This is a genomic window from Pseudoalteromonas sp. SG45-5, from assembly GCF_014164085.1.
GTDB lineage: Bacteria > Pseudomonadota > Gammaproteobacteria > Enterobacterales > Alteromonadaceae > Pseudoalteromonas > Pseudoalteromonas aliena.
In genome coordinates, this window is sequence record NZ_JACJEM010000005.1 from 81,978 (window position 1) to 106,365 (window position 24,388).

The window sequence follows — 24,388 nt, forward strand, 5'->3', positions numbered from 1 at the left end:
TAAATATTTGCTTTGCGAGTGGCTGCATTAGGGTGCATTTGGCTTTTAATAAATCATGGCTCTGTTGAATGTTCTTGCCAAAAAAAAGCAATAACAACACATGAATACTGACAATACACGATGAAATGATAAACTTAGCAGGCAAACTAAGTTTATCAAAATACAATGCCCTGTTACACTATAAGCCTTGTTTTAGTAATGATTGAGTTTATACATGGACGCCGCGGTCTCGTCTTTTAATACCCGTATTTTATTGCCTTTGTTAGCCAGTATTGTAGCAATTACCCCATTGGCTATTGATATGTACTTACCAGCAATGTTGGTCATTGCAAACGATTTACAAACAAGCATGCCAAATGTGCAAATCTCTCTAAGCATTTATTTAGCGGGCTATTCATTAGGTATGCTCTTTTTTGGGCCTATAGCCGATCAAATTGGTCGTCGTAAACTTGCTAAAATAGGTTTAACGTTATTTGGTGCAAGCTCACTTGCACTCGCATTTACCACCGAAATACACGCTTTTTGGATACTAAGAGCAATACAAGCATTCACAGGTGCAGCCGCCACAGTGGTTGTCCCTGGCATTATTAGGCATATGTATCAGAAAAATACGGCTAAGGGCATGTCTTATGTGTCTATGATCATGATGATAGCCCCATTACTTGCGCCTTCTATTGGTTCATTAATTTTAGGGGTTTCTTTGTGGTCGACTATTTTTTTAGTGCTAGCTGCATATAGCTTTATTATTTTAGCCTTTGTACAAGTGTATTTAATCGATATTCCAATCCACACAAATGAAAAAAAAGGTTTAGCGCTTTTCTTCGATAGTTACAAAATAATATTAAGCAATAAAGAAGCTCGTGCAGATATTTTAAGCTCTATGTTTGTATCGTTCGGCTTTTTTTGCTTTTTAACTTCAGTGCCTTTTGTATACCTTGATTTATTTAAAGTATCGGAGCAATTATTTGGAGTATTGTTTGCTTTTAACGTAATGGCGCTTATGTTTGGTAACTTTTTGAACACGCGTATAGTGCCGCGTATTGGCTCGCGTAAAATGCTCTACTACGGCCTAATATGTGGATTGCTTTCAGGTGGTGCGTTGTTAACATTTAGCTTACTGCACATGCCGCTTTATTACATTGTGGCAAGCATTGCACCGCTAATGATGAGTTTAGGTATCACGGCAAGTAATGCCGACTCACTAATTTTAATGAAGTTTGAGAAAAATACAGGGACGGCTACAGCGGTTATTGGCACTCTGCGCTTTGGGAGTGGTGCCCTAGTTGGCCCACTATTGGCCATTATGCATGCAAAAAGTGCTGTGCCTTTTTCGAGCCTGATGTTCAGCGCAGTCGTTTTAACGATTCTAGTGCAGTGGTTCCACTATTTGAAAGACAAAAAAAATGCCTCGTTATGAGGCATTTTATAAACTCATTAAAGGGCTAAATTAAGCATCAGCCGCTTTAGAAACCATAACCATCGCAGGGCGTAATAAACGACCATTTAATGTGTAACCTTTTTGCATAACAGCAAGCACTGTATTTGGTGTCACATCATTACTTGGCTGAATAGACATTGCTTGATGAAAATCTGGATTAAACTGCTCACCTTGTGGGTTTACAATTTCAACACCAAATTTAGATACAGCGTCATTAAAGCTCTTAACTGTCATATCAATGCCTTCAAGCAACGGCTTTAACGTGTCGTTTTCTTTATCAGAAAATTCAATAGCACGCTCAAGGTTGTCAATTACAGGTAGTAATTCGTTAGCAAATTTTTCTAGTGCAAATTTATGCGCTTTTTCTACATCTTGTGCTGCACGACGACGAATATTATCTACGTCAGCGGCTGCGCGAACAACACCATCTTTTTGATCAGCAATAGTTTGCTTAGCGGCTTCAAGCTCTGCATACAGCATTGCAATCTCAGCTTCAGGGCTTTGCTCTTGCTCTGCATGTTGCTCGGCGGCTTCTACAGCAGCTTCTACATCAGCCTGCATTTTTGAGATTTCTTCGTTCAATTCTACTTCTTGTTCAGGGTTTTGTGTCTGCTCAGACATAAAATACGTGCTCCAATTCTTTTCATCTGCGGTAATTATGGGGATTGAATAAAAAGATTCAAGAGTTAGATGTCTCAATTAATTTAAATTCTTGAATTATTTCTTCAATTTGCGCTGATTTAGGGCAAATTATACAAAAGCGGCTTTGGTATTCTTGATTTTGAAAATACGGCACACTTATTACAATTAATTCATCGCACTCAGTAAAAGGTAATTTTTCGCTGTTAAGTACCGATAAGCCGTTTTTAAAAGCCAGCTTATCTTCAACATAATTTAAAAATGAAACGCCAACATTTAAGCTTTGTTCACAATCAATTTGTTTATAAAGATAGTTTTCGCCTACGACTATGCTGTTATCTGAACCTAGCTTTTGACTTAGCTGGCGTGTCCATTGATTAAGTGAATCATGACAATTACGGGGAGCCGTATTGGCCATAGCTTGCATACGATACAAGCCTTCCATTAAGGTTTGTTGGCTAAATACAGTATTCAGCCATGTTGCAAACTGAAAACGAACAGAGTCTGATGAATCGTGAGGTTTATCAATACAAATATTGTGGCTCTGCCCTGCTCTGTCTATTAATAAAATTAGCCAATCGGTTGAATCAAAATCAAGCACTTCTACTCTAAATACTTGCTGCGAACTTGCTTGTGGTAAGCCAACACAACAACACACTTGATATTTTTGACTTAACCCATGGGCTAGTTCAACAAGCTGGGCTTGCTCTGGTTGCCAATAATTAGCGATGTCGCCAAGGGTAAAAAACTCATCAAACCAATAGTCAAACCCTTCATTTGTAGGCACTCTGCCTGCGGATGTATGAGGTGAATACAGTAAGCCCACTTTTTCTAAACGAGCCATAGCGTTACGTACCGTAGCCGAACACACAGCCATGCCTTTAAGTTTGGCAATTTTTGTTGATGGCACGGGTAACCCCTCACCATTACAGTACATATTCATAACAGCTGAAAAAATTTGCTGATCTCGTGGATTTAGTTTCATGTTATCTACATCTTGTTGCATGATTGATATATCGGGGCGTTTACTGTTATTTCAAGTCCATAGCTTGCTGCAACCTAGTAACATAATTAGGGCGTGTTAGCAGGACGCGGAAGATTTGCGCGATTTTTACATTGATGTCAGCCATTAGAGAAACGCAGGAGCAACTACCGAGCCCACTAGGTTACAAATCTCGCGCCGCGATTAAATCACCCCTAGATTAAACAAATTTCAATCCACAAAGATCAACACGCCCTCGTTAGTGGTGTAATTAAGTCGTATTAATTTAGCTAAAATCTGTATTTTCAAACACTTCTCTTTTGGGTTACTCTACAAAGACTAAAACTTACCGTGTGTACATTATGGACTCTCCTTTTAAAACCATTGGCCTTATTGGCAAACCAAATCACCCAGGGGCTGCGGCAACACTACAACGCCTGCATACATTTTTACTTGCGCTTGGTTTTGCAGTTATTGTAGAAAAACGCACTGGCGGACAATTAGTGGATGTGCCTAATAATAAGCTCGTTAAGTTAGTTGATTTAGGTGAGCAAGCTGATCTTGCTATTGTAGTAGGCGGCGATGGCAACATGCTAGGGGCTGCTCGCGTGCTGGCCCGTTTTGATGTCGCTGTAATTGGTGTAAATAGAGGGAATTTAGGCTTTTTAACTGATTTGAACCCTGAAGGCTTTGAACCCAGTTTGGAGCAAGTCTTAAGCGGTGATTTTATTGAAGAAAAACGCTTTTTATTAGAAGTAGAAGTATATCGTCATAATGAGCTAAAAAGTGCAAATTCAGCAGTAAACGAAGCCGTTTTACATGCTGACAAAGTCGCGCACATGATTGAGTTTGAAGCCTTTATTAATCATGACTTTGTATTTTCGCAGCGTTCAGATGGCTTAATTGTATCTACACCAACAGGCTCCACGGCTTATTCACTTTCAGGCGGTGGTCCAATTTTAACGCCTGAACTCAATGCTATTTCACTGGTACCTATGTTTCCACACACATTGTCGAGTAGACCGCTAGTTGTTGATGCCGATAACGAAGTACGTTTAAAGCTCAGCCTCGAAAATACAGATAGCTTACAAGTTAGTTGCGACAGTCACGTAGTACTTGCGGTATTACCTGGTGATGAAGTGGTAATTAAAAAAGCCGATAAAAAACTGCGTTTAATTCACCCAAAAAATTACTCTTACTATAACGTTTTGCGCACAAAATTAAATTGGGGTAGCCGTTTGTACTAATTTTATTGCCAAGCGTAATACTTTCGAGCAAAATATACTAAAATAATAAATTATCTTTTAGGAACTAGTAGTAATGACGTATGTTGTATTTTTTACATTCTTATTATTAATAACGCTACTTGGTAGCTACTTAGTCGTAGAAAAAAATCGTCGTATAGCAATTGAAGCTAAGAAAAAGCTTTTTAATGATCGAGTATCCAAAACAAGTCTGCGTTTAAAACTCAAACTGAACGAATTATTAGAAGCAAAAGTGATCCGCCCTAAATATGTCCCTAAAATACAAGCCATTGTAAATAATTTTTTTGTGGTACAGGGTCATACAGACGAAAACTTGCAAAAATTAGAAAGTATCACCGATTTACTTATCAATATTTTGTCTCATGAATTGAGTAAAACCTACGAAACATCATCAAGCAGTACTTTCGCTGATAACATACAGTACTTTGTATCTGAGCTTCCACCACAAGGGATCTTATACAACAAAGTTTTTTACACTGAGACCCTCCCCTCATTAATTATTCTTCTTAGGACTGCTGAGCTTGCTGAGCCCGCTGAAAATAACATGCCACAGCAAATATCGAATGAAGAACAATCAGCTCAAGAAGCCAATGCTGCTTAAATAATAAAAAATTAATTTGCAAAAAACCAAAACACTGTATAAATTAACAGTTAATTGACTGGATGGATAAACAGTATGTTAATTGGTTTAGAAGTTAAAAATTTTGCAATCGTAAGTAATTTAAGCACAGAGTGGCAAAGCGGCATGACCGCCATTACCGGAGAAACAGGTGCTGGTAAGTCTATTGCTATTGATGCGCTTTCTTTGTGCTTAGGTGAACGCGCAGAAGCCTCTGCGGTTCGCCCCAATACCGACAAAGCAGAAGTGTGCGCTCAGTTTGATTTAAGTGACCTTCCGCTTGCACAAGCTTTTTTAGAGCATCACATGTTAGGTAATGCCGATAACGAATGCTTGTTACGACGAGTGGTGTGTAAAAATGGTCGTAGTAAAAGCTACATTAATGGCAGTGCAGTCACTGCTGCTCAATTAAAAGAGCTTGGCCAATATCTTATTTCTATTCATGGGCAACATGCGCACCAGCACCTTTTGAAAGCCGAACATCAACTACAACTACTTGATGCCTATGCAGGGCATCACCACCTAGTTAATAGTGTTAGTCAAAACTATAAACAATTTGCGAGTTTACAAAAAGAATTTAAACATCTAGAACAACAGCAATTACAGCAGGCAGCCCAAAAACAACTCCTAGAATACCAAGTTGCTGAACTCGACGAGTTTGCATTACAAGAAGGCGAGTTTGAACAAATAGAAGCAGAGCATTACAAACTCAGCAATAGCCAAACTATCTTAGAAGCCTGTCAGCGTGAACTACAACATTTATACGAAAGTGATGAACAAAATGCATGTTCGTTATTACAACACAGTGCTCAACAATTTACAGAGCTGGCTCAGTACGACGAAAGCTTAGCCAGTGTTGCTGCCTTACTTGCTGAAGCAGCGGTTCAAGTAGAAGAAGCAAGCCGTGAAGTACGTAGTTATACTGAGCAAGCTGATTTAGATCCGGCTCGTTTAGTTGAAGTAGAAAATAGGCTAGGCGGTGCAATGGATTTAGCGCGTAAGCACCATATAAAACCACAAGCCCTTGTTGAGTTTCATCAATCTATTTCACAGGAGTTAGAATCAATTAGTAATAATAACTCTCGGTTGGAACAACTAGAATCTGAAATAGAAAATGCGCTAGTACACTATCAGCAAACAAGTGAGCAACTAAGTCAAAGCCGTAAAGAGTATGCCAATACACTCAATACCTTGATCAGTGAAAGTATGGCAAATCTCTCAATGGAAAACGGTGTATTCGAGATAGCTTTAATTCAAGAAACAGATCGTGTGCCAAATAATTTAGGCTACGACAATGTATCTTTTTTAGTGTCAACCAACCCTGGTCAGCCGCTCCAGCCTCTTGCAAAAGTAGCGTCAGGTGGTGAACTTTCGCGTATCAGCCTTGCTATTCAAGTGATCATCGCGCAAAAAGTAACAACGCCAACACTCATTTTTGATGAAGTAGATGTGGGTATATCGGGTCCTACCGCATCGGCTGTAGGCAAACTTTTACGTCAATTGGGTAAGTCTACTCAAGTTATTTGTGTCACCCACTTACCGCAGGTCGCTAGTAGTGCGCACCAGCAATTTTTTGTAGCGAAAGAAATTGCACAAGGCGAAACGTTTACCAATATGTTGCCTTTAAATAAAGATGGTCGAGTAAATGAAATAGCGAGATTATTAGGAGGCGATAACGTAAGTAAAACAGCCAAAGCAAACGCAAAAGAATTAATAAAAGCGCACGCTTAAACCAACAAAATAATTACGGGGCACTCTGTTTAAGTTTTTCTATACATTTGTTCTGTATAAGAAATTTTTAACGTAGTTACATCCCCTCAATTGATTAAGTATTATTACGGATTGGTATAAGGATAAGTGAAATGGCAAGTGATTTACTTTTTATGTGCTTTGTTGTGGGTTGGTTATTGCTAACATTAAGTATTTTTCTAACTCTCTTTAGTCGCTTTAAACACACTAAATTTAAACAACATTTATTCCGGTTTTTAAATGTTGTTTTATTACTACAAACAGCTGTAGGGGTAATCTATCTGATGAATACTTCTGATAATAGCGTTATTGGCTACTGGAGCATTTTAGCTTCACAAGTAATTTGTAACTTACTATGTTATATGAGCGTAAAGCGCCGTATAGCTAAAATAAAACCGTCTCTTGACTATTTTTCTATGGATTAAGCGACACCCAAAAACATGATTAAGAGCAAGTTCTGTTTTTTCCTTGCTCTTTTGCTGTATAAAGTAATTCATCAGCGTGCTTAATATCAAGATCGATAGAACGCGCTTCTTGACACTGAATAACACCTATACTAATTGTCAAATTGACACTTTCTGGCAATTCACATATTGAGTTGTTTTTAAGCGAAGCATGTATTTTATTGGCAACCTCTACCCCTTTTTCTTTTACTGCGTTGGGTATTGCAATTAGAAACTCCTCCCCTCCCCAACGAGAAACAAGTGCTTTATCTGGTATATTTTGCTTTAACGTATTCGCTAAATGAGTAAGCGCTTCGTCACCAATATCGTGACCATACACATCATTAATTTTTTTAAAGTTATCTACGTCACAAAGCATGATAACAAAAGGGGTTTGGTCTCGTGATAAAGCCAGCTTAAATTCTTCTAGCTTCTTCATTGTATACCGTCGATTCGGCAAGTTAGTTAGTGGGTCTATTGTGGCTAACACCTCATTTTTTTGGCTTAAAGCAATAATCTTGTCATTATATTTTTCTCTTGTGTACTCATAAAAAGCACTTAACATCGCAACAATTACAAATGAAAACAGTACTCTATATGTATATTGATTAGGTTCGTAATTATAAATATCAAAGGCGTCAGCAAAATAAAACGCTAAAATTACCGCAATCAAAAATAAAACAATATCAAAAGTACCGCGCTTTAATCCTCGAATAGAAAATGTGACTGGAGAAACAATAAATATCCAGATAGGTCCAGTCCCTTCAACCCCCCCTGTGAGCACCAAATAAATCATTAAAACGTATAGATTATAAAGAATTGTATTTGCAGATTTTTCAACGTTTATATAACTAATCAATGCCCACATATAAATAAAAGATGAGCACAATAGCATCATAAAAAGTAAATGTTCGCCATTAGTAAACGCAATGCAAGACATTGAAAATGTCGCTATAAAGCCTATTAATGAAAACAGTCTTACAATTAGTGTTCTTTCCGTTTTGTCTGAATATTCGTACATAATTAAGAGAGTTTTCTTTTGTTAAATTATAAGTTTAATATTAGAGCCTGTTTATCTTTCGAGGTTAAATTTTCAGCAGACTATTTGGTATTTAGGCAAGGCAGAGCCTATGTAGCGTGGTTATTCCCCATAAATAGGATAGCGTAGGATAAATGCCAAACATGCGCAGCCTGAAGGATTCTGCCTAGGGTCAATTTACTCTTTGTTGCTTAGTTTTTAATGATATTAACATTTGTGATTAGCACAAACGTTTAATAAGCAATTTTAATTTTGGACTCCCTTGCTTTTTAAATCAAGGCATAAACATAGTGAATTAATATATAAACATAAAAAATTATGCCGTTATTGCTATTTATTTCTCTCTTTGTATTTATAAAGCTTGTAATACCAACCGACATAACCATTTGAAAAGTTAAATGAATTAAAGCCCTCCATAACGTCGTTAAATTGACCCTATATTTAAGCAGATTGGTATAAAATAAATTATAAAACAAAAAAGCAAACCCTAAGGTTTGCTTTCTTTAGCATAAAAATAAATAACGTTATTACACTTTTAAATAATCCATAATACCTTCAGCTGCATTACGTCCTTCAAAAATAGCGGTGACAACCAAATCAGATCCTCTCACTATATCGCCACCTGCAAATATTTTCGGATTAGTGGTTTGATGTGTAAATTCACCGTGCTCTGGGGCGTTAATACCGCCCCAGTGGTTTATCTCTACATCGTACTTTTCTAACCAATCCATTTTGTGAGGTTGGAAACCAAACGCCATAATAACTTGGTCTGCTTCAATAATATGCTCTGAGCCAGGCACCTCTTCAGCGCGGCTTCTGCCTTTTTCGTCAGGTTCGCCTAATTTAGTTTTAACCATTTTAACGCCGGTTACTTTCCCTTTATCGTTCAGTACAATGCCTTTAGGCTGAACGTTATACGTAAATATCACGCCTTCTTCTTTCGCGTTTTTAACTTCGCGTTTAGAGCCCGGCATGTTTTCTTTATCACGACGATACGCACATGTTACTTTAGCTGCATTTTGACGAATAGATGTACGCACACAATCCATTGCCGTATCGCCACCACCTAGTACAACTACTTTTTGATTAGCCATATCTATACAAGGTTGATTTGTCTCGTCGTAACCCATCACGCGGTTAGTGTTACCGATTAAGAATGGTAGAGCATCGTGTACACCAGCTGCATCTTCATTTTCAAGACCTGCACGCATACTTTGATACGTACCCACACCTACAAATACAGCGTCGTAATCAGCTAAAATTTGCTCAAGCTTAATATCAACACCTACTTCAATATTTAACTTAAATTCTACGCCCATTTCAGTGAATACTTCACGGCGCTTTTGCATTACTGATTTTTCAAGCTTGAAAGAAGGAATGCCAAAGGTGAGCAGTCCGCCAATTTCTGGATGACGATCAAACACCACTGGTTTAACGCCGTTACGCACCAAAATATCAGCACACCCTAATCCTGCTGGGCCTGCACCTATAATGGCTACTTTTTTGTCGGTCCATGTTACATAAGACATATCAGGCTTCCAGCCCATTTTAAATGCCTCATCAGTAATATATTTTTCGATATTACCAATTGTAACCGCACCAAACTCCTCATCGAGCGTACACGCGCCTTCACATAGTCTGTCTTGCGGGCAAACACGTCCACAAACCTCTGGCAAACTATTGGTACGATGAGATAGCTCAGCTGCTTCTATAATGCGGCCCGTACGTATTAACTTTAACCATTGTGGAATGTAGTTATGCACTGGGCATTTCCACTCACAGTATGGGTTACCACAATCTAAACAACGGTCAGCTTGTGAGTTAACTTGATTTTCAGAAAAGGGTTCGTAAATTTCTACGAAAGACTTTTTACGTGACGAAATTGGTTTTTTGCGCGGGTCTACACGCTGCACGTCTATAAATTGATATACATTTTCGCTCATACGGCCCCCTTATTGCGCTTGAACACGTAGTTCAGCACTACTGCGGGCGCGGTGCCCGAGTAAACTTTTTACGTCACTGGATATTGGTTTTACTAATTTGAACATCGGTAAGTACAATTCAAAGTTAGCCAAAATGCTCTCTGCTCTGCACGAACCCGTAAGCTCTAAATGCTCAGCAATTAAGCCGCGTAAATGCTCTTGATGCGATGTTAACTTTTCAAGTGTGACTATTTCTACTAGCTCTGGATTAATGCGTTTTTCAAAGTCATTACGTTCATCTAAAATGTACGCAAAGCCACCGGTCATGCCCGCACCAAAGTTAACGCCTACATTGCCAAGTACACATACAACGCCGCCAGTCATGTATTCACAACCGTTATCACCGACGCCTTCGACAACGGCTTGCACACCTGAGTTACGCACTGCAAAACGCTCGCCAGCACAACCTGCAGCAAACAGTTTGCCGCCTGTTGCACCGTATAAACACGTGTTGCCTGCAATTGTGGCTTTATGGCTTTCGAAAGACGAGCCAAGTGGTGGACGAATAACTAGCTTGCCACCTGCCATGCCCTTACCTACGTAGTCGTTAGCGTCGCCAACCAGTGTCATTTCAAGGCCACCGGCATTCCACACACCAAATGATTGACCCGCAGTACCGTGTAGCTCAATTGCTACAGGATCTGCCGCCATGCCTTGGTTACCGTATTTATCAGCAATGTAGCCCGAAAGCATTGCACCGACCGATCTGTCGGTATTACAAATACGGCTCACCAGTGAAATACCGCTTGAAGCATCAATTGCCTCTTGCGCCTTAGCAAGTAGGCTCTCATTAAGCTTTCCTAAATAATGCGAGCTATTAGGTGCACTACAATACAGTGTTTCACCTGTTGGGTTATTCGGCTGAGCAATAACAGATGATAAATCGATTTTCTTCTGTTTTGCTGTTTTACCTTCAATTTCTTCTAGTAAATCTAGTCGACCAATTAGGTCTGTTAAATTTGCAACCCCTAAACTTGCCATAATCTCACGCGCTTCTTGCGCTATAAACTTAAAGTAGTTCATCGCCATTTCTGGTAAGCCATGGTAATGCTTTTGACGAAGTGTTTCGTCTTGTGTTGCAACACCCGTTGCACAGTTATTTAAATGACAAATACGTAAGTATTTACAACCAAGCGCAACCATTGGACCTGTACCAAAACCAAAGCTCTCGGCGCCTAAAATAGCGGCTTTAATAATATCTAAACCTGTTTTTAAGCCACCATCTGTTTGTAAGCGAATACGATGACGAAGGCCATTTTCAACAAGTGCCTGCTGCGTTTCAGCAAGACCAAGCTCCCAAGGGCTACCAGCATATTTAACAGAAGTAAGCGGACTTGCGCCTGTGCCGCCATCATAGCCAGAAATAGTAATTAAATCGGCATAGGCTTTAGCAACACCTGTTGCAATGGTTCCTACGCCTGGTTCTGAAACCAGTTTTACAGAAATAAGTGCGTTTGGGTTTACTTGTTTTAAATCGAAAATCAGCTGTGCTAAATCTTCAATTGAATAAATATCGTGATGCGGTGGTGGCGAAATTAACGTAACACCTGGTACTGAATAACGCAGCTTTGCAATATAAGGTGTCACTTTTTCACCTGGTAACTGCCCGCCTTCACCTGGTTTTGCACCTTGCGCCACTTTAATTTGGATGATGTCAGCACTGCGTAAATAATGTGGCGTTACACCAAATCGACCTGAAGCCACTTGCTTGATACGCGAGTTTTTCTCGGTACCATAACGTAGTTTATCTTCGCCGCCTTCACCTGAGTTTGAACACCCCCCTAAGCGGTTCATTGCAATTGCTAGTGCCTCATGCGCCTCTGGCGATAAGGCACCAATACTCATTGCTGCTGAGTCAAAACGCTTATATAGGTTTTCTGCAGATTCTACTTTATCAATGCTTATACCTTGTTCAGGTAATTTAAGCGCTAACATATCGCGAAGCGTTGCTATTGGACGATTATTAACTAAATCAGTGTACGCACTGTAGTCTTTATAATCACCTGAGCGAACCGCTTTTTGCAGTGTTTGAATAACATCTGGATTATAAGCATGATACTCACCACCGTGAACGTACTTAAATAAACCACCGTGGCTTAATAATTTACGCTTACTTAAAGCAAGTTTGTGCAAGCTCTGCTGATCGTCATCAAAGTCTGTAAAACAGGCGCCTTGAATACGACTTGCCACGCCTTTAAAGCACATTTGTACAATGGCATCAGATAGACCCACTGCTTCAAATAACATTGAACAACGATAAGAAGCCACGGTACTTATGCCCATTTTAGACATAATTTTGTATAAGCCTTTATTAATGGCTTTACGGTACGCAAGTGTCACTTCGCAATACGACTTATCAATAATTTTACTGTCGCTCATTGCAACTAACGACTCATATGCAAGGTACGGGTAAATTGCCGTTGCACCAAAACCTAATAACACAGCAAACTGGTGCGCATCACGCACGCTACCGGTTTCAATAATAATATTTGATTCACAGCGAAGATTATTATCAACGAGGCGGTTTTGCACCGCGCCCACAGCCATAGCTGCTGGAATAGGTAAATTTATATCATCAAAGTTACGGTCTGTTAGTACCAGCATAATACAGCCAGACGCTGCTTTTTTCTGCGCAATATCACAAATTCGCGATACTGCTTTTTCTAGGCCTTCGTCAACTGTATACGTAATATCAATTTTACAGTAGCTGTAATGTGCTTCATCAGCATTTAATAATTGCTGCATGTCTGCGTACATTAAAATTGGCGTATCAAACTGTAGGCGCTTAGCGTGGCCTGTTGTTTCGTTAAATACATTTTGCTCACTACCAATACAGGTTGCAAGTGACATTACATGATTTTCACGCAGTGGATCGATAGGTGGGTTTGTTACTTGCGCAAATTTTTGGCGGAAGTAATCATAAAGTGAACGATGCCCTTCACTAAGCACAGCAAATGGCGTGTCATCACCCATTGAGCCGGTTGCTTCTTGGCCGTTTTCACCCATTACGCGAATAACGCTATCAAGCTCTTCGTTGGTATAACCAAACATTTTTTGGTATTTAGCCAGTGTTTGATCATCAAACGAGCGATTACCCGCATCTTGCTCTGTAAGTTCTTCAAACGGAGTAAGGCGTTTAACGTTTTCTTCAAGCCATGACTTATAAGGATGACGAGATTTCAAATCTTGATCGATTTCATCAGAGTGCCAAATTTTGCCAAGCTTAGTATCTATAACTAACAGTTCACCTGGTCCTACGCGGCCTTTCTCTACCACTTCATCGGCTGTGTAATCCCAAATACCCACTTCTGATGCAAGGGTAATAAAGCCATCTTGTGTAATTACATAACGCGCGGGGCGCAGTCCATTTCGGTCTAAGTTACAGGCTGCAAAGCGGCCATCCGACATAACAATACCCGCTGGGCCATCCCATGGTTCCATGTGCATCGAGTTAAAATCATAAAATGCACGTAAATCGTCATCCATCGCGCGGTTTTTCTGCCACGCAGGTGGCACAAGCATGCGCATAGCACGGAATAAATCCATGCCACCAGCTAAAAACAACTCAAGCATGTTATCTAGGCTTGATGAATCAGAACCGGTTTCGTTTACAAACGGCGCTGCGCTTTGTAAATCAGGAATAAGCGGTGACGCAAACTTATACGAACGTGCGCGTGCCCACTGGCGGTTACCTTCAATAGTATTAATTTCACCATTGTGTGCTAAATAGCGAAAAGGTTGAGCTAAAGGCCAACGCGGCTGAGTATTAGTAGAAAAACGCTGATGAAAAACACAAATCGCACTGGTCATTCTAATATCAGCTAAATCTAGATAAAAATTAGGTAAATCTGCAGGCATCATTAAGCCTTTATAGATAGTTACCAAACCAGATAGACTTGCGATATAAAAAGCTTCGTCATCAACAATGCGCTTTTCAGCACGGCGGCGCGCTATGTATAAGCGACGCTCTAAATCTTTAGAGCGCCAACCTTCTGGCGCGCTAACAAAAATTTGTTCAAAACCTGGTAATTGCTGTACAGCAATTGGACCCAGCATTGATGGGTCGGTTGGCACCACACGCCAACCTAAAATATTTAGCGTTTCTTTTTCTAATTCTTCGCTAAGTATTTGTTTTGCAGTCTGTGCTAAAACGGGATCTGAATTTAAAAAAATCATACCCACAGCATAATTCTTACCTAAATGCCAGTTGTGCTCACCAGCAATAGCACGAAAAAAACTGTCTGGCTTTTGCAATAATAAACCGCAGCCATCACCTGTTTTACCGTCAGCAGAAATACCGCCACGGTGCTGCATACGATCAAGCCCCGTAATCGCGGTGCGAATAAGCCGATGACTAGCCTGACCATTAACTTGGGCAATTAAGCCAAAACCACAATTTTCTTTTTCTAACTTTGAGTCATATAACATAGACCCCTCCCCTTGCTGCACTGTTAGCGTGAATGAACTGCTCGACGATTTGCTAACAGCCGGTCAAAACTAGCCTCTATCTTAAATAGAGTCAATAGCACTTTGAATACATATTCACATTCTTGAATATTTCTCACTTGATGGCAAGATTTCTTTTACATCTATTTTTTTAACATTTAGCGGTGTTTTGGCGGTTATTTTTTCATGACACTGGTGTCAAGTTTAACATTTTGTAAAAACAGGTAAACAAAAAGCGGCAGTTTACGTAAGCGTAAACCAACCATTCAGTGAATAAATATTCAGTATAACTTATCGAATACAATTAACATTTAGATAGTTTTATGGTATTTGCATCACTTTACGACTTAACATCTCTCTTATTTACTTGTAATTAGTATAGCTAACCTGAACTCTGGATAATAAATCTATCTCAAGCAACTATTTTCAGCACTAACTGCGTTGAATTTACTTGCAATAGGCCAGCTATTGACGCGTAAATTCGCCTTATTTTCACTGAAAATCTCTGGCTAGAGAAAATAAATTTAAATATCACCATGATTCAATACGTTAGTAAATCTCTTAACCTGAGCTCAAGTTAGTTATTAATTTGTGTGTCATTTTAGTCTTTTAATAGTGAATTTTTATTTACCGAACTGTCCGCAGCGGACACTATTTATGTCCGCGTACGTATTAACAATCTCGTAAATAACAAAAATCTATTATATTTCAAACTCTTAAATGTTGGCATATTACTGGTATAGAACACCATAGATTCGCTAATTGGAATAACTATGTTTACCCTCAGTTTATTTTTGGTATCGCCTATCGCCGCTATATGCTGCGCGACGGTTGTGCTGCTTTGCGAAAAGTATACAAAATAGGATTTACGATGATTAAAGACACGAGTGCACAAGACGTGCAGGTAAAAGCAGCTATTAATTATAAAAAATACATTATTGCTAGTGTGATTAGCTTGCTAATCGGCTTTGTCTGTATTCAAACTCTAATGGCAGGCAACGGTGCAGACACATCAATTAGTCGCGCAAAATTACAAATTGCAGTAGTTCAAGTAAAAACGCTCATACGGGATATCGCTGCCAGCGGTAAAATTGTTGCAGCAAATGCCCCCCAAATGTATAGCCCTGAACGGGGATTTATAGATTTAAAAGTCAAAGCGGGTGATACCGTAAGAGAAGGTGACACACTTGCGCTACTTCAAAGTCCAGAGTTGACAAATGAATTAAAGCAACAAGAGTCTGTACTTAAAAGGCTCGAAGGTGAACAACAAAGACAACATCTGCAAGCAAGGCGCCAAACACTGGCATTAAATAAAACTCTTGATATGGCTGAGGTAGAACTAAACGCAGCCAAACGTGAAAATCGTCGAGCGCAGTTATCAATACAAAAGCACTTAATTAGCCAAATTGATCTTGAAAAAGCAGTTGATGATCTATCCCGAGCAAAACTCACCTATAAGCATGCACAACAAGAGGTATCACTTGCCAAAGATACACTCGCCTTCGAGTCACAAGCCGCTAAAAGTGATGTGACTCGTCAGCAGCTTATCGTTGATGATTTAAATCGAAAAGTAAGCAATTTATCAATTAAAGCGACCGTTACAGGGATCGTAGGTAACCTATTAGTGCAACAAAAAGCCGCCGTAACACAAAGCCAGCCACTAATGACACTCGTTGATTTAAGTAATTTTGAAGCAGAACTCCAAGTACCTGAAAGTTATGCCAACGAATTAGGACTCGGTATGGAAGTAGAGCTTAAGTTAGGCAGTGAAACCGTGATGGGTGTTTTATCCGCTATATCACCCGAGGTAAATAACCGAGAAGTCACAGCGCGCGTTCGCTTTGATGGAGTTAGTAATAACATTCGTCAAAATCAGCGTTTAACAGCACGTATTTTACTCGATAACCGCCAAGACATAATGCAAGTAAAACGCGGCGCTTTTATGCAGCAAGGCGGAATTGTTGCTTATAAGGTAGAAGGCAACATTGCAAAACGCATACCTATTACTACAGGTGCCACCAGCATTAACGCGGTTGAACTTTTAAGCGGTGTTAAAGAAAACGATGAAATCATTATTTCTAGTTACAGCAACTTTAAACAAGCCGACACGATTTTATTAAACTAAACAGAATAAATAACGTTCTCAACCAACGTAAAAATAATTAAGGAATATCCATGCTACAAATGAACAACGTAAGTAAAGTATACCAAACTGAAATGGTACAAACTCATGCACTACGCGACTTTAATCTACAAGTAAATGAAGGTGAGTTTATTGCAGTAACAGGCCCGAGTGGTTCTGGTAAAACAACTTTTTTAAATATTGCAGGTATGCTGGAACCTTTTAACGAAGGTGAATACCTTCTTGACGGTGTTAACGTCGGTAGCTTAAATGACAACCAGCGTGCCGATTTACGTAATCAAAAAATTGGCTTTATATTCCAAGGTTTTAATTTAATCCCTGATTTAAATTTGTATGAAAACATAGAGGTCCCTCTTCGCTACAGAGGGATTAAAGCAAATGAGCGGAAACGTCGAATTGAGCAATGCCTTGAACAAGTTGGTTTAGCATCTCGCGCTAAACACTTACCTCAACAATTGTCGGGCGGTCAACAACAGCGTGTTGCAATAGCACGTGCACTTGCCGGAGAACCTCGTTTTTTACTTGCCGATGAGCCAACTGGTAATCTTGATAGCTTAATGGCTCGCCAAGTTATGGAGCTACTTGAGCAAATAAATCGCGATGGCGCCACTATTGTAATGGTAACGCACGACAGCGAGTTAGCGCGCCGAGCTCCGCGTAATATTCAAGTAGTCGATGGACAACTTGCCGATTTCACCCTTTATCAGGGTGCGCCAAATATTAGAACCGCATCAGGAGTTTAGCCAATGTTTATTCATTACTTAGATTTAAGTTGGCGCAGCTTTAAGCGCACCCCGCTGGTGAGTTTTTTAATGGTACTGGCAATTGCTATTGGCATTGGCATCACTATGACGAGCTTAAGTGTGTATCACATGATGTCGGCTGATCCTATTCCTGAAAAAAGCGACCAACTTTACAGCGTACAATTGCAAACAATGGACGACGGAAGTACATGGTGGACCGAAGATAACACACCACTACAACTGACCTACCAAGATGCCGTAAATTTAGTAAAGGCACCCAGTCCCGAGCGAAAAGTTGCCATGATGCGTACCGGTTTCTCAGTTTATTTAGATTCAGATAAAATAAAACCCTTTATTGGCAGTGCGCGGATGACAACGCCTGACTTTTTTAGCATGTTTAATTTGTCATTTTTGTACGGCGGGGCTTGGAGCAAAGAACAAGAAGACTCAGCCGCACCTGTGGTTGTTATTTCACAAGAACTAAACGATAAACTATTTGCAGGAAAAAACCCCATAGGTAAGCTTATCAATTTAGACGATGCCAGCTATCAAGTAGTTGGTGTGCTTAAGCATTGGCCACTTAACATTAAATATTATGACTTAAATAATGGCGCATTTAATAAAATAGAAGAATTATTTATGCCTTTTAGTTTAATTAAAGCGAAGGAGCTCGTTAGTTGGGGCAATAGTAATGGGTGGAAGCACGAAAACACGCCAACTTTTGCAGATAAACTGCAATCGGAGCAAGTATGGATCCAGTTTTGGGCAGAGCTCAATACACGAGAACAAAAACAAGCCTATCAAAATCATTTAGTAGCCTATATGCAAGAACAACAAAAACGTGGGCGATTTAACCGTAAAGAATTGGGGTATAAATTACGTGATGTAAATCAATGGATGCAATACAACAACGTCGTTACCGAGGACAACAAAATTTTAGTGGGCTTAAGTTTCATGTTTTTAGGTGTGTGCTTAGCCAATATTTTAGGATTACTTTTAGCTAAGTTTTTGCGCAGAGCACCAGAAGTAGGTGTAAGGCGTGCATTAGGTGCCAGTAAAAGGCAAATATTTTTACAACACTTAGTTGAGGTCGCTGTACTTGGTTTTATCGGGGGCATGCTAGGGATTGTATTAGCGCAACTAGGTTTAATGGGCGTTGGGCAAAGCTACAACTACTATGAAAACTTGGCCACAATGGATTTAACCATGTTATTAAGTGCGCCATTGATTGCTATTACCACTTGTATTCTAGCTGGTTTGTACCCTGCTTGGCTGGTGTGCAAAACCAATCCTGCCATTTATCTAAAGAGCCAATAAGGAATGTCACAATGTTAGAAATAAAACCTATATTTAATGCCTTATGTCGCTCAAAAGTAGGCGCCGTATTGCTGCTAATTCAAATTGCAATTACCACCGCTATCGTCAGTAATGCAGCCTTTATTATTCAAGACAGAATTAGTTATTTAAACCAAGAAACGGGTTATCCTGAACAAGATATATTTAAGTTTAATGTAATGACTTTTGGTACAGATATTAACTTGAGTCAACAATTTGAGCTTGATGAAACCATGATCAGAGCAATGCCCGGCGTAGTCGATGCCGCACTAAGCAGCAGTATCCCGCTATCAGGCAGTGGCAGTGCCTCTAGCTTTAATTTAAAACCTGCTCCACAAGAAGGCTTAAGTGTCAGGGCCGCTTATATTTTTATAGACGATCATGCTATTAATACGTATGGCGTTAACTTAATTGCAGGGCGAAACTTTACCGACGATGAAGTGCTGGTTACCAACGAAATTACACAAAAGCGCACCAACGTCACTATCGTCACTAAAGCCCTACTTGATGAGCTTTACCCTGGGGGAGATGGTTTAGGTAAAATCGTTTATTTTGGCGACCTACCACTTAAAATTATTGGCGTGATCGGAAAAATGAAAGGCCCTTGGCTCAAAGACACTAAACCCGATAATTTTGCGTTTATTCCTTATATTAAAGCAGAAAGTTATACACAAGTTGCCGTTCGTACAGAGCCTGGTCAGCGAGCAGCTGTAATGAAAGAAATAGAAAATGCCATGCTTGCAAATTACAGTAAGCGCGTTATTAATAACATTAGAGGGCTTGATGAACTAAAAAATGAGTACACCGCACAAGACCGCCTCATGATGCGTATGCTTATAGTATTAATCACTATTTTAGTACTTATAACCGCTCTTGGTATTTTTGGTTTAACCTTATTTAATATTAGTAAACGCACTAAACAAATTGGCACACGCAGAGCGCTTGGCGCAAGAAAATCAGCTATCGTTAGCTACTTTTTAGTAGAAAATGCATTAATTTGTAGCCTAGGGTTAGCCTTAGGCGTAGTAACAGCAATACTGCTTGGAAAAATGTTGATGCAGTATTTTTCTGTAGCAGCACTGCCGCCAAGTTATATAGCCGTTACCGCCATAGCCGTATTTTTAATGAGCTTACTTGCTGTATTAGCGCCGGCCAAACGCGCTGCTAATATTTCGCCAAGTATCGCAACTCGTACTATTTAATAATATGTAAATCACTATGCTACACTGCTTATAAAGTAGTGTAGCCATTTAAAAAATTATAAAAATAACCTATGACTCATAAAATACTCATTGTTGATGATAACCAAGCTGTACTCGACGCACTTTCATTGTTACTAGAAATTCACGATTTTTCGGTTGTTACGGCAACAAATCCATTTGATGCTTTGCAAATAGTGCGTTATCAACGAATTTCGCTTGTAATTCAAGATATGAACTTTACCAGCGACACAACCTCAGGCGAAGAAGGTAAAACCTTGTTTTATGAACTACGAGAAATAAACCCGCACCTGCCTATTATACTTATTACAGCGTGGACCGAACTTGCTACCGCCATTGAGCTTGTAAAAGCCGGTGCTGCCGACTACCTACCAAAGCCATGGGACGATACAAAATTACTTATTTGTATTAATAACTTAATTGAACTTGGCCATGCTAAAGAAATCGTGGCGACACATAACCGCCATCAACAAGAACGTGAAGGTACATTTAAAAATGCAGATCTTGCTGGGTTAATATTTAAAAGCACCGCTATGGAGCGTTTGATCACGATGGCGCTGCAAGTGGCTAAATCTGATATATCAGCATTAATTACAGGCCCTAATGGCAGTGGTAAAGAGTGCATTGCACATATCATTCAAAAAAACTCCCCGCTTGTGTCGCAATCATTTATTAAGGTGAACGCCGGCGCTCTGCCACAAGAGCTTATAGAGGCCGAGCTTTTTGGCGCTGAAGCAGGTGCATATACAGGTATAACCAAACAACGCATTGGCCGCTTTGAAGCCGCAGACGGTGGCACTTTATTTTTAGATGAGATTGGTAATTTACCGCTTTCTGGACAAATGAAATTACTACGCGTACTACAAACCGGCGAATTTGAACGTTTAGGCTCAACACAAACACGCAAAGTAAATGTACGCGTTATATCAGCAACTAACGAAAACTTACTACTAGCAATTCAACAAGGACGATTTAGAGAGGACTTATACTATCGCCTTAACGTAATTGAGCTCAATGTGCCTGCCCTGTGCGATAGGCAAGATGATATTTTGGCACTTATTAGTTACTTTTTACCGCACCGAGAACTTAATATAGATACAGAGCAGGCACTTAAACACTACAAATGGCCTGGTAATGTTCGCGAGTTGGAAAACGCCTGTAAACGTGTCGCAGTCCTAAAACCCAGCGGCACACTTACGGTCAATGACTTTGCGCTTCAGCCATCGATTAATGCGCATAAAGATATAAAAGCAGAGCCGACTAAACAAGAAATAGAAGATGCAATACGCGCTCATCAAGGTGTTATCGCAAAGGTTGCTCGTAAATTTGGTTTAAGCCGGCAAGCACTTTACAGGCGGTTACAAAAAATGGGGATTGATTATTGATGCTAAACGTTATTAATAATTTGTCCCTAAGTAAAAAAATTATACTAATTTGTGCACTTTGTAGCACCCTCCCTGTTGCTGCTATTGCTACATTGAGTAACTTTACGTTGGATCACACTGCACTTCTAATACTGCTAACATTATTCTTAAGCATATTACTTTCTAAGGTATTAACTAAATCAATAAAGCAGGGTATGCAATCGCTCGAAACTGGGCTACTTAATTTTAAAGACGGCGAACTATCTAGTTTACTCGCGTATAAAAATAACGATGAACTAGGAAAATTGTGCCAACTTTATAATCAAACGGCTAAACAGCTTCGCCAAGAAAAACAATGGATTTATCAACGCGAATTAATGCTCGACAAAGTATTGCAAAGCTCCCCGCAAGCGCTGCTACTGGTTAACGACAATAACATTGTGGTATTTAGCAATTTAATTAGCCGTAGTTTATTTAATAGCGCAACTCGTCTTGAAGGTATGCAGCTGAGTAAGTTACTCGAAAATTCGCCCCTGCAATTAACAACAGCCATCGAACACGGTGTTGATGGTCTTTTTAATATAGAAATAGAGAATCAAGACTCGCAAACTTGGCATTTAGCCACCGGAGAATTTTTACTCAATAACCAAAAGCATCATTTATATATATTTAAACAGCTAACCCGTGAACTCAGCCGCCAAGAAGTAGCCGTTTGGAAAAAAGTAATACGAATAATAAGTCACGAACTAAATAATTCTCTCGGTCCTATGTCATCCATGCTGCACAGCGCGCAATTGCTAGCAAATAAAGTAGACGAGCCTCGTCTTGCTCGTGTATTTGCAACGATTGACGAACGCATCAGCCATTTAACTGAGTTTGTACAAGGCTACGGCAAATTTGCTAAGTTACCACAACCACAAAAAACACAGATTAACTGGCAAACCACGCTCAATGATTTAAAAAATCACTGGCAATTTAGCTACGAAATAAAAAATTCACACCATGAGTTACAAGCAGATCAAGCACAGCTTGAGCAGCTGCTCATAAACTTATTAAAAAATGCGCATGAGTCAGGCTCTAACATCACCGAAATACATATTCAGGTTGAATGCGTTACACAAGCGTGTGTTATTAATGTCAGTGACTGCGGTAAAGGAATGAGCGAACAAGTAATGGCAAATGCTTTAGTGCCTTTTTATTCAACAAAAAGCACGGGGAGCGGTTTGGGGCTTGCCCTGTGCAGAGAAATTGCAGAAGCGCATCAAGGGCATATCAGTTTGCATAACAAAATAGAGGGCGGCTTAAATGTGCAGATAAGCCTTCCCTATTCATAAATTCACGAAAATTAAAAACAACAAAGCCACTTAAAAGTGGCTTTGTGTTTAAAGAAGCTTAATAACCTTTAATCGATTATTCTGCGTCAGCTTCTTTATATTTAGCAGCAGTTTCTGTAATTAACGGCTGTAATTCACCGCGTTGAAACATTTCGATAATAATGTCACAACCACCAACTAATTCACCATCTACCCAAAGCTGTGGGAATGTTGGCCAATTAGCATATGCTGGAAGCTCAGCACGAATGTCTGGATTAAGTAAAATATCAACGTATGCAAATGGTTCACCACATGACATTAACGCTTGTGATGCTTGTGAAGAAAAACCACAATTTGGTAATTTAGGTGACCCTTTCATGAAAAGGATTATTGGGTTTTCTGAAATTTGCTGTTTAATTTTATCAATGGTTTCCATCTACAACCTCAAAGTAACGATAGCTAAATACACTTAGGTCTTGAAAATAACACATCGTGACCATAAATATATAACTTAAATGGGCAAATAAAGCCGCAATTGAAATAGTCTTTCGCAATAGCATTGCTGTTTGCTTAAACTTGAGTAAAATACTCAACAATTATAGTAACACTATATTACCGCTTGGTATAGATAAGTGCTCTGTTTCAACAGGCATTACGTATTACCAAATGGACTATCAACCAAAGAAAACGGAGATAAAAAAATGGCATTTGAACTACCGTCACTACCATATGCAATCGACGCACTTGAGCCACATATTTCAAAAGAAACACTAGAGTTTCACCATGGCAAACACCACAACACATACGTGGTTAAGCTTAACGGTTTGATCCCTGGTACTGAGTTTGAAAACAAATCTCTAGAAGAGATCGTATGTTCATCAGAAGGCGGCGTATTTAACAACGCAGCACAAATCTGGAACCATACCTTTTACTGGAACAGCTTATCTCCAAACGGCGGCGGCGAGCCTACTGGCGCAGTTGCTGATGCAATTAACGCTAAATGGGGTTCTTTTGATGCGTTTAAAACTGCATTAAACGACAAAGCAGTAAATAACTTTGGTTCAAGCTGGACGTGGTTAGTTAAGCTTGCTGATGGTTCACTAGACATCGTTAATACATCTAACGCTGCTACACCATTAACAGATGATGGCGTTACTCCAATCCTTACTGTGGATTTATGGGAACACGCTTACTACATTGATTACCGTAACGTGCGTCCAGATTACCTTAAAGGTTTTTGGTCACTTGTTAACTGGGAATTCGCGAACGCTAACTTCGCTTAATTAGCCTTTAAACGCTAATTTAAAAAAGACGCTTCAGCGTCTTTTTTTGTCTCTAATTGCCTACCTGCCATTTTTATATTCACGTAATTCGCCATCTAAACCAACAGAAATAAGTAACCTGAACTCTGGATGATAAATCTATCTCAAGCAAGTAAATTCAGCGCTAACTGCGTTGAATTTACTTGCAATAAGCCCGGTAAATCCCTTAACCAGAGTTCAGGTTAAGTAACCTGAGATCTGCTTAAGCGATAACTAATGCATTAAGCTCTACGTCAGTTAAATTAAGGTGTGGCTTATTTTCTTTAAAGCAATAAGCCACCAATCCAGCCACTAAATTCAACATAAAGCCGTTCATACTCCGATGTCTCGAATGTTCAATGAAGGA

At 39.6% G+C, this 24,388-nt stretch carries 18 protein-coding genes and 1 pseudogene; 12 read left to right on the forward strand and 7 right to left on the reverse strand.

Translation table 11 applies throughout. From position 1 onward, the window contains the following. Window positions 1-214 precede the first annotated feature (214 nt). Window positions 215-1,417: a Bcr/CflA family efflux MFS transporter gene (locus H5119_RS02520; RefSeq protein ID WP_182701090.1), complete on the forward strand. Its 1,203-nt coding sequence runs from the start codon at window positions 215-217 to the stop codon at window positions 1,415-1,417. Between the two features lie 30 nt (window positions 1,418-1,447). On the opposite strand, the gene grpE is transcribed toward H5119_RS02520, so the two are convergent. Both grpE and H5119_RS02530 read right to left on the reverse strand, forming a co-directional pair. Beyond that, window positions 1,448-2,059: a nucleotide exchange factor GrpE gene (gene grpE, locus H5119_RS02525; protein ID WP_182701091.1), complete on the reverse strand. Its 612-nt coding sequence runs from the start codon at window positions 2,057-2,059 to the stop codon at window positions 1,448-1,450. A 58-nt stretch (window positions 2,060-2,117) separates the two neighbouring features. Next, complete coding sequence (locus H5119_RS02530) at window positions 2,118-3,083, reverse strand: HrcA family transcriptional regulator (RefSeq protein ID WP_182701092.1); 966 nt, start codon at window positions 3,081-3,083, stop codon at window positions 2,118-2,120. 338 nt (window positions 3,084-3,421) lie between these two features. Here H5119_RS02530 and nadK point away from each other — a divergent pair, with 338 nt between their 5' ends. From nadK to H5119_RS02550, 4 genes are all read left to right on the forward strand, one after another. Further along, on the forward strand, window positions 3,422-4,306 hold the full coding sequence (gene nadK, locus H5119_RS02535) for an NAD(+) kinase (protein ID WP_077538195.1): 885 nt from the start codon (window positions 3,422-3,424) through the stop codon (window positions 4,304-4,306). A 73-nt stretch (window positions 4,307-4,379) separates the two neighbouring features. Continuing rightward, complete coding sequence (locus tag H5119_RS02540) at window positions 4,380-4,925, forward strand: hypothetical protein (protein ID WP_182701093.1); 546 nt, start codon at window positions 4,380-4,382, stop codon at window positions 4,923-4,925. Between the two features lie 75 nt (window positions 4,926-5,000). Further along, on the forward strand, window positions 5,001-6,674 hold the full coding sequence (gene recN, locus H5119_RS02545; protein ID WP_182701094.1) for a DNA repair protein RecN: 1,674 nt from the start codon (window positions 5,001-5,003) through the stop codon (window positions 6,672-6,674). Window positions 6,675-6,805: 131 nt separating this feature from the next. Further along, complete coding sequence (locus H5119_RS02550) at window positions 6,806-7,117, forward strand: hypothetical protein (RefSeq protein ID WP_077538198.1); 312 nt, start codon at window positions 6,806-6,808, stop codon at window positions 7,115-7,117. 19 nt (window positions 7,118-7,136) lie between these two features. Here the strand turns inward: H5119_RS02550 and H5119_RS02555 are convergent, their stop codons facing one another. The 3 genes from H5119_RS02555 to gltB form a co-directional block, all read right to left on the reverse strand. Beyond that, on the reverse strand, window positions 7,137-8,156 hold the full coding sequence (locus H5119_RS02555; protein ID WP_259398943.1) for a GGDEF domain-containing protein: 1,020 nt from the start codon (window positions 8,154-8,156) through the stop codon (window positions 7,137-7,139). A gap of 545 nt (window positions 8,157-8,701) precedes the next feature. After that, window positions 8,702-10,117: an FAD-dependent oxidoreductase gene (locus tag H5119_RS02560; protein WP_182701095.1), complete on the reverse strand. Its 1,416-nt coding sequence runs from the start codon at window positions 10,115-10,117 to the stop codon at window positions 8,702-8,704. Between the two features lie 9 nt (window positions 10,118-10,126). Beyond that, a complete protein-coding gene (gene gltB / locus H5119_RS02565; protein ID WP_182701096.1) occupies window positions 10,127-14,584 on the reverse strand; it encodes a glutamate synthase large subunit in 4,458 nt (1,485 codons plus the stop codon). Between the two features lie 889 nt (window positions 14,585-15,473). On the opposite strand from gltB, the gene H5119_RS02570 reads away from it, so the two are divergent. From H5119_RS02570 to H5119_RS02595, 6 genes are all read left to right on the forward strand, one after another. Further along, the gene (locus H5119_RS02570; protein WP_182701097.1) at window positions 15,474-16,727 is read left to right on the forward strand and encodes an efflux RND transporter periplasmic adaptor subunit; all 1,254 of its coding nucleotides are present in this window, start codon (window positions 15,474-15,476) and stop codon (window positions 16,725-16,727) included. A gap of 50 nt (window positions 16,728-16,777) precedes the next feature. Beyond that, window positions 16,778-17,488: an ABC transporter ATP-binding protein gene (locus tag H5119_RS02575; RefSeq protein WP_077538203.1), complete on the forward strand. Its 711-nt coding sequence runs from the start codon at window positions 16,778-16,780 to the stop codon at window positions 17,486-17,488. A 3-nt stretch (window positions 17,489-17,491) separates the two neighbouring features. Beyond that, window positions 17,492-18,805 carry an ABC transporter permease gene (locus tag H5119_RS02580; RefSeq protein ID WP_182701098.1) on the forward strand — a complete coding sequence of 438 codons (1,314 nt, stop codon included), beginning with the start codon at window positions 17,492-17,494 and terminating at the stop codon, window positions 18,803-18,805. An 11-nt stretch (window positions 18,806-18,816) separates the two neighbouring features. Continuing rightward, a complete protein-coding gene (locus tag H5119_RS02585; RefSeq protein WP_182701099.1) occupies window positions 18,817-20,025 on the forward strand; it encodes an ABC transporter permease in 1,209 nt (402 codons plus the stop codon). Between the two features lie 71 nt (window positions 20,026-20,096). After that, window positions 20,097-21,428 carry a sigma-54 dependent transcriptional regulator gene (locus H5119_RS02590; protein ID WP_182701100.1) on the forward strand — a complete coding sequence of 444 codons (1,332 nt, stop codon included), beginning with the start codon at window positions 20,097-20,099 and terminating at the stop codon, window positions 21,426-21,428. Next, window positions 21,428-22,741: a PAS domain-containing sensor histidine kinase gene (locus tag H5119_RS02595; protein WP_182701101.1), complete on the forward strand. Its 1,314-nt coding sequence runs from the start codon at window positions 21,428-21,430 to the stop codon at window positions 22,739-22,741. Before H5119_RS02590 ends, H5119_RS02595 begins: the two co-directional genes overlap by 1 nt. Before the next feature lie 76 nt (window positions 22,742-22,817). Here H5119_RS02595 and H5119_RS02600 read toward each other — a convergent pair whose 3' ends face one another. Next, window positions 22,818-23,156, reverse strand: coding sequence for a Grx4 family monothiol glutaredoxin (locus H5119_RS02600; RefSeq protein WP_004335359.1), 339 nt, complete (start codon window positions 23,154-23,156; stop codon window positions 22,818-22,820). 265 nt (window positions 23,157-23,421) lie between these two features. On the opposite strand from H5119_RS02600, the gene H5119_RS02605 reads away from it, so the two are divergent. Then, window positions 23,422-24,003 (forward strand): superoxide dismutase, encoded by a 582-nt coding sequence (locus H5119_RS02605; RefSeq protein WP_077538208.1) that lies wholly within the window; start codon window positions 23,422-23,424, stop codon window positions 24,001-24,003. Window positions 24,004-24,244: 241 nt separating this feature from the next. On the opposite strand, the pseudogene H5119_RS20400 reads toward H5119_RS02605, so the two are convergent. Continuing rightward, window positions 24,245-24,388, reverse strand: a pseudogene (locus H5119_RS20400) (IS982 family transposase); the annotation flags it as partial.